Below are 16,104 nucleotides of genomic sequence, written 5' to 3' on the forward strand. Positions count from 1 at the left end.
CATGATATACTATTAACAAGATTTGTGGAGCAACCTCTATCTTATTTTCATAAGTAAACAGGTTATTTTATTACATATTCAGGACATTTAACAGTTATTAAAGAATTGCACTACTAGGAATGTTTACTACACGTTCTTCAAACCATGTAGCATTTTCTAAGTTACCAGTTTGAGCATTTTTAAACATTGTTAATTTATTCATTAATTTCCAAATTGGTCTTGTCATCACTCCGTTTTCATTAGTTTCCTTAAGGAATTCATCTCGCTCTTGGTTATTTTCTAATAGAATTGCATTCAACCAGTAATTAGAGATTGTTTTATCTGGTTCCTCAATAAATTGCAATGACTTATCATTGAAAAACGCTTTGTACATCTCTGACAATATTCTTTTCTTTTCAAGTATTGAAGGTAACATCTCCATTTGAGCACAACCTAAAGCGGCATTGACATTTGGTAGACGATAATTATACCCTATCATATCATGCTCATAATCCCAAGGATGAGGTATTTTTGCTGTAGTAGTAATATGCTTAGTTTTTTGAGCAATTTTGTCATTGTTTGTAATGATCATTCCGCCACCTCCAGTTGTAATTGTTTTGTTCCCATTAAAACTAAAAGTTCCTATCAATCCAAAAGTTCCTGTATGCTTTCCTTTATAATAACTTCCTAATGACTCTGCTGCATCTTCTACTACCTGTATATTATAGTTATTACAAACAGAGACAATCTCATCAATTTTGGCCGGAAGACCAAATGTATGCATTGGAACAACTGCTTTTATTTTTCTCTTGGTTATTTTATTAATACATTCTCCATTTATTATTTCCGTATTATTTGATAAAAAATATTCTAATTTTTCGGGGGATAAGCCTAAAGTATCTTTATCAACATCTACAAAAATAGGGTGGGCCCCTATATAACTAAGAGCATTTAGAGTTGCAATAAATGTTAATGGTTGTGTAATTACCTCATCATTTTGATTTACTCCTGCCATCAATAATGCAATATGGAGTGCTGCAGTACCGTTTGAAGTAGCAATTGCATGTTTTGCACCTGTAAATTTTGCTACTTCTGCTTCAAATTGATCAACAAATTTACCTACACTTGAAACAAATGTAGAATCAATACATTCATTTATATATTTTTTTTCGTTCCCTTTAAAAACCGGAGCATGTAAAGGGATGAAGTCCTTTGTCTTAAAAATTTCTTGAACAAAGGATATAAATTCTTGATACATATATTTACATTTTACCGTCTAGGTATTTACCAGTTTCTTTATGTCCAAAATCAGGTATCATAGTAAAAAACAGATCAACAATATCTTTTTTCTGCCATTTCCTGTTCCTCTTCAAAGTTTGAATTTCATCAGTGAAATTTTCTAATTTTTCACTATCATAGTTCCGTTCATTTTTTATAATTCCAAGATTTTGAAACCTTTCCATATCTAATGCTTCTTTATCGGTAAAAAATTCTTCAAAATCTTTTTCTCCAGTGGTATCACTAGACGAGAATAAACAAGGCCATTTTCCTTGACTTGGCAGTGTTTTAATCATTTCTCTAGCTTCAACTTCATCTTTACATAGGTATGGTTCATATCCTAATCCTTCAAGATATTTTACGGCAATATCTGCAAAAGAAATTAAATGGAGGTTTTCACTTAATTTTGGAAAAAATATATCTCTATTATCTCCAAAAATACATGACATTAAACACAGTTCTCCAGACTCTTTAGGTATTACAAAGTATCTTTTGATATCATTTGGAGCTACCAAAGGCTGTTTCTTCTTTATTCTTTGGTCAAATCCATAAAGTAATGATCCATCTGAAAATGCTACATTAGCAAATCGAGCAGTAGAGATTTTAATATCTTTGCTTCTCCTCATCAAATACATCTCCATTATTCGCTTAGAAGCTCCCATCATATTTACGGGGTTCGCAGCTTTATCTGTAGATACACAGAAATATTTTTTAGTACCCTTAGCTATAGATTGGAGCAATGTTTTTTCGGTATTAAAAATATTTACATCGATCATTCTCATTAAAGTAAACGGGTCCTTTTCACTTCTTACATGTTTTAAAGCAGATAAGTTAAGTACATAGTCATATTTACCATCCTCCTCAATAAAAGCATCGTACTCTATAGAGCCTATATCTAATGCAAAAGTTTTAAAATCCCCATCAATATATCCAAAAGAACTTCTTATATCTCTTACCAATTCTACTAGATTATTTTCACTAATATCTACAACATGTAATTTCTTAGGAGTTCTTTTGAAGATTTCCTTAGTAACAGCCTGTCCAATTGAACCCGCTCCTCCTAATACAAGGAAAGATGAAAATGAAACTATCTTTTCTAAATCATTTTCATGATTTTTAACATCGCTATCAAACAATGCTTTTTCTCTTCCTATTAATCTAAGTTTATTCATTTTTTCACTCTCTTAAATCATTTTTTTCATCTCTCTTACTATGCAGTTTTGAGGAGTTCTTGAAATAGTCAAAAACAAACTCAAAAATAAAGCTATAAATGATATACCCATATATCTATTCATCATACTTTCGAAAAGAAAATTAAATAATATTAAACTCAAAAAACCATATCCTATTAGTTTTTGATCAGTAGAACTGTTTTTTACTTTATTTACAAAAGATATTACTACTAAAACAAATAACAATAGACCAATTACTCCAATTTCAAGAATAAATTGAAAATATTGGTTATGTGCGTTAAACTTACGTTCCAAAGGCCATCGAAATCCTGGATATTTTTCTAATTTAGATCTATAATAACTATTTAATGCTTTTTGCGAGTTTTTAATTCCATATCCCCATATAGGGTTTTTCTCAATTTCATTAATTGAAGCTATCCAAGGTCTTAGTCTTACCGCCGAGGCTGTTGGGCCATCAATTTTTAAATCACCAGAAACTATAGTTTGATACATAAACTTAGCTCTGTTGTTTAGGTTTATAACGCCTACAAAACCAATTGATGCTATCAAAATAAATAATAACTTTGATTTCAGGTTTTTAACATTCATGAAGATTGTAAAAGCTATAACTAAAAAAAGGCTTAAAATTCCTGCTAAACTCCATGTCTGAATAATTCCAACAATAAGTATGCTAATAATTAATATTCTATGAGCTAGCTTTTTTTCTTTAAATCCGTTTAAAACAATTAACAAGGCAAAACAAAAATATATCGAAAAATAGGACCTTTGAAAACCCGTAATAATAAAAGCAGTTCCTAATACTCTATTAGCATTATAATCAACAGCTTCTGTAAATTTCAATTTTTTATTTGGAATCTCCTTAATGAAATTAAATTCAACACCATCAAAAGAATTATAGAGAGCAGTAAACAAACATATTAAATAGCTAATTATACAGCCATAAACAAACAACCTTAAAACTCTCTTTTTTAATGGCCAATCAGTATTAAAAAAGATAATTGGAAAAATTAATAGAGAAGCTTTCTTCTCAAACCAGTAGCTCTCAAAACTTAAACCATCTCTTGCATATGAAATTACATAAATTATATAAAGTAAAATCATGGGTAATGTAAGCTTAAGAAAACTCAAAAAATCACTTTTCTTAAACTCAAAAACAGAAACTATTCCAGTGAGTACTAACAATATCGTTGATATTTTTTGATTAACCGGAAAAGAAATTGCCAAACAACAAATCAAAAACTCTTTTAAAGTTCTAATCTCAAAAAAGTCTTTCTTAAAAAATATCAACGCGTTATTGAACATATTTTCTGCTGAACATTATAAAAATTCAAAACTATTATTGATTTCTTTCTATTAATTTGAACATCCTTAAAACCTATCTATTTTTTAATAATTCCACAAAAATCCAATATCTCTTTTTCTTGAGGTATTTCTAGTTCTTTAAACTCTTTATGTGCTACCAAAAACACTATAATATCAGCTTTGTCAATTGCTTCCTTATAATTAGTTAACTTAAACACTGTATGAGAGTCTATATTTGGTTCTACAATATAATATTCTTCATTATTAGCATTTTGTAATACTTTTTGAACAATATATTTTGCTGGAGATTCTCTCAAATCATCAATATTAGGTTTAAATGCTAGTCCCATTAAAGCAATACTTGGTTTTCTTCCTTGCTTAAGTTCAAACTCAAGTTTAATGGTTTTCACTTTCTCGGCGCACCAAAATGATTTATAATTATTAATCTCTCTTGCTTTTCCAATAATTTGGGATTCCATAGGGTAGTCAGCTACAATGAAATAAGGATCTACAGCAATGCAATGTCCACCAACTCCGCATCCAGGCTGTAAAATATTTACTCTTGGGTGTTTGTTTGCTAATTCTATAAGCTCCCAAACATTTATTCCTGCTTTATCACAAATAAGCGATAACTCATTGGCGAATGCAATTTGTACATCTCTTGAAGAGTTCTCCACCAATTTACACATTTCAGCTGTTCTTGCATTTGTCTTATATAGGTCTCCTTTAATAAACTGACGATAAAAATTTACTGCTTTATTGGTAGATTCATCATTTACTCCTCCTATAACCCTATCATTATATACTAGTTCATGCATAACATTGCCCGGTAATACACGCTCAGGGCAATAAGCTATATGTAATTCCCCTTTCAACTCTGGACGTTCTTGATATATAAGATCCATCATCTTCTCGGTAGTTCCAATAGGAGATGTAGATTCAATAATATAAAGATCGCCTTTTTTTAATAATGGAATTATTGTTTTAGTTGCAGATTGAACAAAAGAGATGTCTGGCTCATTTTTTCCTTTAAAAGGCGTTGGTACTACAATCAGATACACATCAGCTTCTACTGGTACTATTGAAGCTCTTAAATACCCTTGTTTTACAGCATTATCAACTGCTTCATCTAGCTCAGGTTCAACAATGTGAATCTTTCCAGCATTAATAGTTTCTACAACTTTAGGATTAACATCAACCCCATGAACATGTATTTTATTCTTTGCTATTAAAGCAGAAGTTGGAAGACCAATATAGCCCAATCCGACCATTACCACACTAGATTTATTCTTCATTCTCAATATTTTGAATATACTCTACTATTCTTTGACAAGCTTTACCATCTCCATATGGATTATGTAATTTACTCATATCTTCATAAGAGTTTTTATCATTTAAAAGTTTTTCAGCTTGCAAAACTATTTTATCTTTATTTGTACCAACCAAAATTACTGTGCCTGCATCTACAGCTTCAGGTCGTTCAGTCGTATTTCTCATAACTAAAACAGGTTTTCCTAAACTAGGAGCTTCTTCCTGAACTCCACCACTATCTGTTATAATCAAATAAGATTGATTCATTAACCATACAAATGCTGGATACGAAAGTGGAGCAATTAAATTAATATTACTTATCTCATTCAATAGCTCGTATACGGGTTTTTGCACGTTAGGATTCAAATGTACAGGATAAATAATTTGAACATCTGTATTATCGGTAGCTATTTGTTTTAATGCCTCACAAATATTGATAAACCCTTGTCCATGATTTTCCCTTCTATGCCCGGTAACAAGTATTAATTTCTTATTTACATTAATTGTTTTTTTCAATTTTTCAATTTCAATATCTATAAATTGACTAGCCTCTACTTTGTGAACACTAAACTGTAATGCATCAATAACAGTATTTCCTGTTATTAGTATAGAATTGGCGGATTTATTTTCATCAATAAGATTCTGTCTAGAGGTTTTAGTTGGAGAAAAATGAATATCAGAAACTATTCCGGTCACACTTCTATTCATTTCTTCAGGAAATGGTGATTTCATATTAAAAGTTCTCAACCCTGCTTCTACATGGCAAACTTTCGCTCCAGAATAAAAAGCCGCTATACTAGATGCCATTGTAGTAGTAGTATCACCGTGAACATATACGTAATCAGGCTTAAACTTTTCTAAAACGGGCTTTAATTCTGTTATTATATCTGATGTAAGTGAATATAAGTTCTGATTTGGTTTCATCAAATCTAAATCAAAATCAGGAGTGATATCAAAAAAAGACAGCACTTGATCCAACATCTCTCTGTGTTGCGCCGTTATACAAACTTTTGTTTCAAAAGTATCAGAATGTTTCCGAAATTCTTTAACAAGTGGAGCCATTTTAATAGCCTCAGGTCTAGTTCCAAAAACAATTAGGTTTTTTTTCATCTAGTATTTGAATATAATTTTATCAATGAATCCTTCCAGTTCAAAATATTTAGACCAAATGATTTAATACCTTTCTTCTTACTTAAAACACTATATTTTGGCCTTTGTGCAAAAGTAGGGTAATTATCTGTTTTCACAAGGTCTATCAGATCTAGTTTATTGGATATCTTTATAATTTCTTTCGCAAAATCATACCAATTAGCTTCACCTGAATTACTGTAGTGATAAATCCCGTACTTTTTACTAAGGGAACTAATTAGATAGAGGATAAAGGAAGCCAGATCATTAGCGTTAGTTGGAGTTCCAAGTTCTGAAGCAGTAATCTTTAATTTTTTTTCTGTTTTTAATTTTTGTAGTATCGTTTTATAGAAATTTTTACCATATTGAGAATAGAGCCAAGAAGTTCTTATTATGAAATATTTTTTAAGTATTTCTTGAATATATTCTTCTCCTCTCAATTTAGATTTTCCATATTCATTAATAGGATTAGCTATATCTTCTTCAGAATAAGGAGTGTTTTTCTTACCATCGAAAACATAATCAGTAGATATATGAATAAGAACTATGTCCCTTTCCTGACAAATCTGTGCTAAATTTTTCGCTCCATCCGCATTTATTAAAAAAGCCTTTTGAGGTTCTTTTTCGGCTTTCTCAACATCCGTATATGCAGCACAATTAATTACATAATCAAAAGAACTTTTTTCTAAAAAAAGAACTATACTTTTTTTATCGGTAATATCCAAGTTTTTAGAGTTCGCAAAACATAAATCTAAATTAAGGAAATCTCCCTTTAATCCTTTAATCGATTTTCCTAATTGACCATCCGCACCTGTTACGAGAACTTGTATATTATGAAGCTTTTTATGAGCCACTTGTAAGGTTCTTTTGATTTTGTTTTAACAATTTTTAAGGATTATTTTTTCTAATCTTTACCAGTATTATAGTTATTCAAATATCTATTTAAAACTAAAACCACAAGAATCAAAAAGGTCAATGCGACCAGAATAATGGGTAATAACACCTTCTTCATCGTAAAGAAATCGTTTACTCGACCTCCTTTATCAGGGAAATCTGAAATTACATTAATAATGTTTTCAGTATTAGCCCTTTTTTGATTAAGAAATTGAACCTCATTATTGAGGTTTTTAGAACGATCTAGTAAAGCTATTTCTGAACGGTCCAAGTTTTTAGTATTGGAAGATAAATTTATAGTGGTTCCTGATGTACCTTCAGTCTTTTTTAATTCCAAAATCTTCAATTCCTGATAGAACATTTTCAAAGAATCTACCTGTTCTAACTGATTTTTAATGGTTATCTCGCTTAATCTTATATTAAAATCATTCGTAGTTTTCTGCGTTCTAAAATAATCATTATTTTCTATAGAGCGTACGATGGCATTTTGACATTTTTTTGCTACCTCAGGATTGGTTGATTTTAGTTCTATTCTGTGGAATTTAGCATTGATATTATTGAAATTGTTCAAATAATCTTGATAACTCAAACTTGTTTTAGAAATAGAATCTAACGTAGATAAAAAATCACTAAATTGCTTTAGTTTTTGATTCTCATCAGAAAATGCTTCAATCTCAATTTCTATTATAGTTTCTGCTTCTTTATCAGAAATTTTTAAAGAAGATGCCAAAGTTTGATATGCTCCTTCCTTTGCTAATTCATAATAAAACTCTATATTATTATATAATTGTTGTGTACTATTAAAATTAGGTTCTACAATCATAGAAGATCTATAAACAGGATCTGAAACGGAATCCCAATACCAACCAATCCCAATACCAACAATTCCCGCAATTACAAATTTTAAAAAATGCAATTGAATGAATTGAAGGAAAAGAATAATGATATGAAATATCCCTTTAAAAACTTTCCTAATAAATAAAAATAAGTTATTAAAAGCATTTCCAATTAACCTAAACAATTGGCCAAGATCTATTTCTTCAGAAGTGTTTTCTTTATTACTCATAATCAGTTAATGTTGATCCTTTAAAAGTGCCGCAAAGGTACTGTGTTTTCTAAAAATAGAAAGAACTTTGTGTTATTTATTTAATTCTTTAAAATTAGGCAAAATATTATCTTTCTCTGATAATAATAATTCTGATAATTTTAGTTTCCAATCAATTGCTAAATCTGAATCATCATATTTAATACCAGATTCTGCATCTTTGTGATAATAATTGTCACATTTATAGTCAAAAATAGCTTCGTTACTCAACACAACGAATCCGTGTGCAAAACCTCTGGGAACAAACAATTGATAATTATTTTGATCATTTAATTCTAAAGAAAAATGTTTTCCATATGTTAAAGAATCCTGTCTTAGATCTACAACCACATCTAACACACTACCCTTAGTTACTCTTACCAGTTTTGCTTGCGCATATTCTCCTGTTTGAAAATGTAAACCTCTTAATACTCCTCTTGTAGAAACTGATTGGTTATCCTGAACAAAATCAATGTTTAATCCTGTTAACTTCTTAAATGTTTTTCGATTAAAACTTTCAAAAAAATAACCTCTTTCATCTTTGAATATTCTTGGTTTTAATATGAAGCAGCCTTCTATAAATGTTCTTTCTATTTGCATACTTATTCTGTTATACCTAAGATGGATTCCAGCTTACGCTGGAATGACAAAAAATGAATATTAATCCAATTGCAATAAATATTTTCCATAACCGCTCTTAATTAAGGGTTTTGCTAATTCCTCAAGTTGATTCTTGGTTATAAAACCTTTTTTATAAGCTACTTCTTCAATTGCACCTATTTTTAATCCCTGACGTTCTTCTATTACCTGTACAAACTGAGAAGCTTGCATAAGTGAATTAAACGTTCCGGTATCTAACCAAGCTGTTCCTTTATCTAATATACTTACTTTCAGTTTTCTTTCTTTAAGATATTCATTATTTACATCTGTGATTTCTAATTCTCCTCTATCACTTGGTTTGATATTTTTAGCAATTCTAACAACTTCGTTATCATAAAAATAAATTCCCGGAACTGCATAATTAGACTTGGGGAATTGGGGTTTTTCTTCTATAGACATCGCATTTCCTTTACTATCAAAATCTACTACGCCATACCTTTCAGGGTCTTGTACATGATATGCATATATGATTCCTCCACTAGGATCATTATTACTTTCCAGTAATTCTTCTAAACCAGAACCATAAAAAATGTTGTCTCCTAAAACTAATGCAACTTTATCATCTCCAATAAAATTTTCACCAATAATAAATGCTTCTGCCAATCCATTCGGTTCTTTCTGAACTGCATATTCAAAAACACATCCATATTTCTTACCATCACCTAATAATTTTCTAAATAATGGTAAATCTAATGGAGTAGAAATGATTAGAATTTCTCTAATTCCTGCAGACATTAATGTAGAAAGCGGATAATAAATCATAGGTTTATCATACACCGGCATTAGCTGCTTACTTATTGCTAGCGTTAATGGGTGTAAACGTGTTCCTGATCCTCCAGCTAATATGATTCCTTTCATTTTAGAGATTTTAATCAATTTGTCTTAGACTTGCTCAGACTAACATACGTTTTTGAAATGTTACTTATACTTTTCTAAATACCAGATTATCGTTTTTTCAATTCCTGATTCAAAATTTTCTTCAGCATTCCAGCTTAATTCATTTTCTATTTTGGATGCATCAATTGCATATCTAAAGTCGTGGCCCGGTCTATCGGTTACAAAGGTAATCAAATCCAGATACGATTTTTGATTATGTAATGGTTTGACTCTGTCAAGAATTTTACATATTGTTCTTGCTATGTATATATTCTCTCTTTCGTTTTTACCTCCAATATTATAAGTCTCTCCCAGTTTTCCTTTTTCTAAAACTAAATCAATTCCTTTACAATGATCTAAAACATACAACCAATCTCTAATATTTTTACCATCTCCATAAATTGGGATATTTTCTTCGGTTACTGCCTTTCTTATTATAGTGGGTATTAATTTTTCATCGTGTTGCTGCGGTCCGTAGTTATTAGAACAATTAGTGGTAACCACAGGCAAGCCATAGGTATGAAAATAGCTTCTCACAAGCATATCAGAGGATGCCTTAGAAGCACTATAAGGGCTATTAGGAGCATATGATGTTTGCTCAGTAAACAATCCTGTCTCTCCAAGAGTTCCATATACTTCATCTGTGGATACATGAAGGAATTTAGAGTTCTCCATACCTCTTTTAAAAACATTAGGAGTGTCCATCCAACTTTGATAAGCAGCTTGAAGTAAATTAAAAGTGCCCACAATATTAGTATCTATAAAAGCTCCTGGATTACTTATTGAATTATCCACATGAGATTCTGCGGCAAAATGTACTACCTCGTTTATGTTAAAGTCTGAAAAAACTTTTTGAACTAGTGAAACATCACAAATGTCTCCTTTGATGAATGTATAATCGCAATCATTGGCTATTTGAATATTATCTAAGTTTGCAGCATACGTAAGTTTATCAAGATTAATTATTTTGATGTCTTGAAACTTTGATTTGTAATTCAAATAATTTGAACCTATGAATCCAGCTCCTCCTGTTACTAATATGTTTTTAGACACGATAATAGAATTTAAACTAGTGGTTAATAAAACTCTCTAATTTTCCTGTAGAATTTTTAAATAAAAATATAATAGACACAAAAAGACAAAGCAATACTGGTAATAATAAAATTAATCGTTTATGAATTCCTATTGGATATGGAACAACATTACTATATTCTACTATATCAAATAGTTTGGTATCCAATTCGACAATTCTTTCCTGAAAACTAATCGTTCTCATCAAAGATTCCTTCTTATCTAAGAGCGAAGCTACTGTAGGTATTTCTGACTCACCTCCGATAACTATAACTTCCTTATCTTGATTAAAGGGATTTTTGCTTAACTTATTCAAATATTCTTCGACAAAAACTAAAGTCTCTTTATTCTTGTCTAAATTAGATTTTGTTTGTTTTAGTGTCAAAAAGAGTTCATTACTAAAATATTCGTTAGAGCCTACATAACCTAATAGTTGTTTAGAGACTTTGGCATTATTTTTATTTTCTCCATTAAATACTAATGTCAATTTATGGTGCTTGAAAAAACTCTTGTACTTCTCGCTATTTAATGCTTCATCCTCATACCCATCCATAAATTGATTGAAAAAGTTTTGACCTTTATAAGTCCTTTGTAATTCATCCAAAACATCTTTAGATTGGATAATAGGTTCTAAGCTAATCTTCTTTAGCTCCTTTATGTCTGTTGAATCCAGCTCTATTTCTTTTAAAAATAACTTATCTTTAAATTTGATATTCAAGTTATCTACAAATTCATATATGTAAGATGTTGTATCATATTTAGGCTCTAAAATAATTTCTTGCTTATGTCTTTTATTTAGTTCAAAAGTTTTCTCCAAAAAGTAACCACCAATAGCCCCAGTAACAAACAAAATCGAAAACAAAATCCACTTCTTTTTATAAAATAACAAAGCCTTAATTAAAAGTTTTAGCAAACCTTTGAAACCTTTTATAATAGATTTAAAAAATTGTCCTAAATCAATTTCTATATTATTGGTTTTTTCACTCATACTATCTAAGCTTCATTGAATATCTGTTCTAAAATCTTCTCTGTAATCAAATATGTTGGTTTTACTCCTGTTGTTCCCAATCCTCCAGATGCTAAAGTACTGCCTGTTTCTAATGGATTATCAGAAGCATAATATGCATAGTTTACTTTTACATCCGAACTAATACTACCTCTTAGTTTAGATGCAGATTGAATTGCTTTTTGATAATGAGCTCCTTCCATTTCTAATCCAATCACATTCCAGGTAGAGTCATGAAAAAACTTTAATATGTCTCTATTTTGTAATGATGTTCCCAATACCGTTATCATCGAACCATCATAAATATCAATTCCATGTCCTTCTAAATCTTCCTTTTTCAATCCATTATCAAAAGGGTAGTTATCTGCTGTTCCTTCAAAAACATGAGCAGAAGGTATCATGATATCTCCTTTTCCTCCTTCTAGAATGCCTGCTTTTCCCATTAAAGAAACTGATTTAACATTAAGATATTTTGTTTCTTCCGGTTTTACATATGGTTTTAGCAATTCATCCATGGTTTCATACGCTTGTTCTCCAAACGCATAATCCATTACAATAATTAGCGGTTTATCTTCTTTCTTTACCTTGGAAATTAAAGAAGCATATGTCCCTTCTGTATATTTTGAGGTGTCAAATATCTGAACATCAATATTTGTCCCGCTTTGATCCTTTATATAGGTCATCCCTTTCTGGAGGGCTAATTTTTCTACTTTTGCTCTTAGTTTATCATTCTTACTTTCACTAAGCAATTCATAAATATCAAAAGTCGTCTTATTCTTTAGTTCTGTTTTTAACGCAATTGGTGCGTACAAGGTATTCATTACGCTGTGCATGTTCGCACTTATAATATGTATGGGTCTTTCTAATAAATCAAGTTGTTCCAATTTATTTTTTATGCTATTTGCCCATCGTTCTCCGTGAATATGATGTCCTAAACGTTCTCTTAAAACAGGACTAAAAGTAACAATTCTCTTATTTCCGTTAACGGATTCATCAATTGCCAGTTTGCCTAACCAATAAATTATATGAAGAAATCTCTCTTTATTCTCAGGACAAGAAAAACTACCGTAAATAGAGGTTACTTCTTGAAAAGTTCTTCCTAGTATATTAGCGGTATGGGTTAGCGCAACTTCTCGTTCTGCTTTTGTAAGTTCTTTTTTAGAAGATACTGCATTTTCTAATTTATCCCAATCTCGTGTTACGTTTCCTTCTTCATTAATCACCACTCGATTCATAATCTTATGAGATTCGATAAACAAAAAAGTAAGGTGCGTAAGAATGTCATAGATCTCTGATCTTCCACGAGTAACCTCGATATTCATTTGCTCTTGGTCGATCCTATAACAATTTCTTCTTCTTTTCGGAGGAACAATTGCCTTAAAATGTGAGTTTTTATAACCTTCCTCACTAGTAAGGTTTATATACCGACATTCTTCAATTCCGATTGGCAAACGATCGATTACATACAACAATCCATCCAACTCTACTTTTTCTTCCGCAACGGAACCATATATTTCTGGACGAAGTGTTAGTAATCCTTCTCTTAACGTATCTCCAGAAACTCCCATAGGCTTATAAAAGCCTCTATTGAATAGATGTCGCATGGTGATATACATACGTTCTATTGCACTTGAGCTTTCCTGAGATCTTGTTCTTCCTTGTAATTTCAAATTTGGCATAAATTTTTCCAAACAAATATATAACTTATTTAACTATACTGATTGTTAAGGAATCGGCAATCTTTCTATCATTAGAAAGCCTTGGTAATTTGTTTTGCCCTCCTAGTTTTCCAATAGATTTCATGTAACTATTAAAACCGCCTTTAGGAACTGTTCTGACTTTTAAAGTTGTCAGGACATTTCCCACGATCAAATCATCGTAATATGTATTCTGTTTTCGTAAAGAATGATCAATTTGCAAAGCAAACTCTTCTATGTTTTCTGGGGTTTCCTGAAATTCTACAAACCATTCGTGATACGGCAACTCTGAGTCATCTGGATTGATTTGCGGTGCTACCGTAAACTCTTTGATCATTGTTCCGGTTGTTTCTGCCGCTTCTTTTATAGATTGTTCTACCTCTTTACCAATCACATGCTCGCCAAATGCAGAAATAAAATGTTTAATTCTACCAGAAACTACTACTCTGTATGGTGCCGTACTTGTAAACATCACTGTATCACCAATATTATATGCCCACAATCCAGCATTAGAAGAAATAAGCATTACATAATTTACTCCGACCTCAACATCTTTAATTGTTAGTCTTTTCGGGTTTTCTTCAAAAAACTTATCTGCTTTTACAAATTCATAAAACATTCCGGAATCTAATTGTAAAAGCATTCCTTTTTCATGTTGTTTATCCTGAAAAGCAAAAAAACCTTCAGATGCGGGATATAATTCAATACTGGCAACTTTTCTTCCTATTAACTTTTGGAAAGTAGCTTTATACGGTTCATAGTTTACACCTCCGTAGATAAACAATTCAAAATTCTTAAAAAGCTCTCCTATTGGTTTTCCTGCCTTTTTTTGAAGTTTTTCAAAATACATTTGCACCCAAGGTGGTATTCCGCTAATGATTGTCATGTTTTCATCTACGGTTTCCTCAACAATTGCATCCACTTTTGTTTCCCAATCATCAATACAATTGGTTTCCCAACTTGGTAATCTGTTTTTCTGCAGATATTTTGGCACGTAATGCGCTACAATTCCAGAGAGTCTTCCTAAATTTATTCCGTTCTTTTCTACAAGTTCTGGGCTTCCTTGAAGAAATATCATTTTACCATCTACAAAAGCAGTTTTTCCACTTTCCGCAATATAACACAGAATAGCATTTCTTGCCGCTTGGATATGTGTTGGCATGGAATCTGAAGTTAACGGAATATATTTTACTCCGCTCGTAGTTCCGGATGTTTTAGCAAAATAAATTGGTTTTCCGGGCCATAGTACATCGCTTTCTCCTTTTACAACGCGATCTACATATGGACGCAGTTCTTCGTAATCACGGATCGGTACTTTTTTTACAAAATCTTCGTGTGTTTTTATAGTATGGAAACCATGATCTTTACCAAAAGCTGTATTTCTAGCATTTAGTATTAATTTATTAAAAACCTCTTCTTGCGTTTTTATAGGATTATTTGCCCACTTGTTTATCTTTTTACGGATATGCTTTGCAAAAATCTTTGCCCCTAATGATTTAATAGACATTATCTGTTTTTATTCAAAATCAATAAATTTTGATGGATCTGTAGGATATCCATCTCTCCATAATTCAAAATGTAAATGCGGTCCTGTCGACAGTTCACCTGTTGATCCAGCTGTCGCAATTACTTCTCCTGCTTTTACTAACTCTCCTTGTTGTTTTGTTAACGAAGCATTATGTTTATAAACGGTCAATAAACTATTTCCATGTTCTAATATAATCACATGTCCCGTTTCTGATGTCCATTCTGCAAAAATTACAGTTCCTGCTGCTGCTGCTTTAATAGGAGTGTCCTTTGGTACCGCCACATCAATTGCATAATGTTTTTCATTAACGTTATACTTGGATGTAATGCTACCTTTTACTGGTGGAAATAGTGAAAAATCCGTACTCGATTTTTCACTTTCGAACAAACTGTATTTATCTTCTCTAGAAACTTCTTCTCTAAGTTTCATGTCCTGTTCTGATGGACTTAGATCTACTTCTTCTGGATTTAACTTTTGTGATTGTAGTGCAGAATCAATATCAAACTCTACTGTCTTAACGTCTCCTATTAAAACTTTTTTGATCGATTTATAATATTCCTGATTAACGGTTAATACAGTTTCTAAAGAATCCGCAGTAGAAACTAATCTAGTTGCTTTTTGATTCAAAGATGTTGAAGAATATCCTGGAATGTATTCTCTTAATGGTGTAAAAGCAATTAGAATAGTTGTGCAAGAAACCAAAACGATCGAAGTAATCATAACTAATACAAAAACATTAAGTCTTGTTAGTTTAAATGAAATTCGTTCCTCGAAGGTATCTTCGTTAAGAATTACCAGTCGATACTTGTTTAGTAGTTTTTTGGTAATTCTTTTTTGTTCTTTTTTCTTTTTAGCCATAGATTAATCTACTATCAGGGCAATTGTGTTTGTTACGCAAATATACATATTCTGTTTAGGGATAAAAATGCTAAATTCTACAATATTACCATTTGTCATTTGAATTTACTGGAATAAAATTCAAACAATAACTAGTATAAAACGTTATTTAGGTATGAATAGTCTTATTATAAGGTGTGAATATTATCACAAAAGGAGTTTTTAGCACTTCAAAAATGTCTTTTTTATCTAAATCTTGT

At 31.0% G+C, this 16,104-nt stretch carries 14 protein-coding genes; all 14 read right to left on the reverse strand.

The window, feature by feature from the left end:
- Positions 1-97: 97 nt before the first annotated feature.
- Positions 98-1,237, reverse strand: a complete 1,140-nt coding sequence (locus Q0829_RS11415) for a LegC family aminotransferase (RefSeq protein WP_298542688.1) — start codon at positions 1,235-1,237, stop codon at positions 98-100.
- A 4-nt stretch (positions 1,238-1,241) separates the two neighbouring features.
- Positions 1,242-2,429 (reverse strand): UDP-N-acetylglucosamine 4,6-dehydratase, encoded by a 1,188-nt coding sequence (locus Q0829_RS11420; RefSeq protein ID WP_298542691.1) that lies wholly within the window; start codon positions 2,427-2,429, stop codon positions 1,242-1,244.
- A 12-nt stretch (positions 2,430-2,441) separates the two neighbouring features.
- Positions 2,442-3,752, reverse strand: a complete 1,311-nt coding sequence (locus Q0829_RS11425; RefSeq protein ID WP_298542694.1) for an O-antigen ligase family protein — start codon at positions 3,750-3,752, stop codon at positions 2,442-2,444.
- Positions 3,753-3,829: 77 nt separating this feature from the next.
- Positions 3,830-5,047, reverse strand: coding sequence for a UDP-N-acetyl-D-mannosamine dehydrogenase (gene wecC, locus Q0829_RS11430; protein WP_298542697.1), 1,218 nt, complete (start codon positions 5,045-5,047; stop codon positions 3,830-3,832).
- Complete coding sequence (gene wecB, locus Q0829_RS11435; RefSeq protein WP_298542699.1) at positions 5,037-6,173, reverse strand: UDP-N-acetylglucosamine 2-epimerase (non-hydrolyzing); 1,137 nt, start codon at positions 6,171-6,173, stop codon at positions 5,037-5,039. Before wecB ends, wecC begins: the two co-directional genes overlap by 11 nt.
- Positions 6,170-7,045 (reverse strand): dTDP-4-dehydrorhamnose reductase, encoded by an 876-nt coding sequence (gene rfbD / locus Q0829_RS11440; RefSeq protein ID WP_298542701.1) that lies wholly within the window; start codon positions 7,043-7,045, stop codon positions 6,170-6,172. Before rfbD ends, wecB begins: the two co-directional genes overlap by 4 nt.
- A 50-nt stretch (positions 7,046-7,095) precedes the next feature.
- Complete coding sequence (locus Q0829_RS11445; RefSeq protein ID WP_298542702.1) at positions 7,096-8,151, reverse strand: hypothetical protein; 1,056 nt, start codon at positions 8,149-8,151, stop codon at positions 7,096-7,098.
- Positions 8,152-8,223: 72 nt separating this feature from the next.
- Complete coding sequence (rfbC, locus tag Q0829_RS11450) at positions 8,224-8,769, reverse strand: dTDP-4-dehydrorhamnose 3,5-epimerase (RefSeq protein WP_298542705.1); 546 nt, start codon at positions 8,767-8,769, stop codon at positions 8,224-8,226.
- 60 nt (positions 8,770-8,829) lie between these two features.
- Positions 8,830-9,687 carry a glucose-1-phosphate thymidylyltransferase RfbA gene (gene rfbA, locus Q0829_RS11455; protein ID WP_298542707.1) on the reverse strand — a complete coding sequence of 286 codons (858 nt, stop codon included), beginning with the start codon at positions 9,685-9,687 and terminating at the stop codon, positions 8,830-8,832.
- Between the two features lie 60 nt (positions 9,688-9,747).
- On the reverse strand, positions 9,748-10,758 hold the full coding sequence (rfbB, locus tag Q0829_RS11460; RefSeq protein ID WP_298542709.1) for a dTDP-glucose 4,6-dehydratase: 1,011 nt from the start codon (positions 10,756-10,758) through the stop codon (positions 9,748-9,750).
- A 16-nt stretch (positions 10,759-10,774) separates the two neighbouring features.
- Positions 10,775-11,764, reverse strand: a complete 990-nt coding sequence (locus Q0829_RS11465) for a hypothetical protein (RefSeq protein WP_298542712.1) — start codon at positions 11,762-11,764, stop codon at positions 10,775-10,777.
- Positions 11,765-11,769: 5 nt separating this feature from the next.
- Positions 11,770-13,461, reverse strand: a complete 1,692-nt coding sequence (locus Q0829_RS11470; protein WP_298542714.1) for a hypothetical protein — start codon at positions 13,459-13,461, stop codon at positions 11,770-11,772.
- Between the two features lie 25 nt (positions 13,462-13,486).
- Entirely contained in the window at positions 13,487-14,986 is a 1,500-nt protein-coding gene (locus Q0829_RS11475) for a GH3 auxin-responsive promoter family protein (RefSeq protein WP_298542716.1), read from the reverse strand.
- A 9-nt stretch (positions 14,987-14,995) separates the two neighbouring features.
- On the reverse strand, positions 14,996-15,865 hold the full coding sequence (locus tag Q0829_RS11480) for a M23 family metallopeptidase (protein WP_118459712.1): 870 nt from the start codon (positions 15,863-15,865) through the stop codon (positions 14,996-14,998).
- Positions 15,866-16,104: the final 239 nt, after the last annotated feature.

Source organism: uncultured Aquimarina sp. (assembly GCF_947492405.1).
Lineage (GTDB): Bacteria > Bacteroidota > Bacteroidia > Flavobacteriales > Flavobacteriaceae > Aquimarina.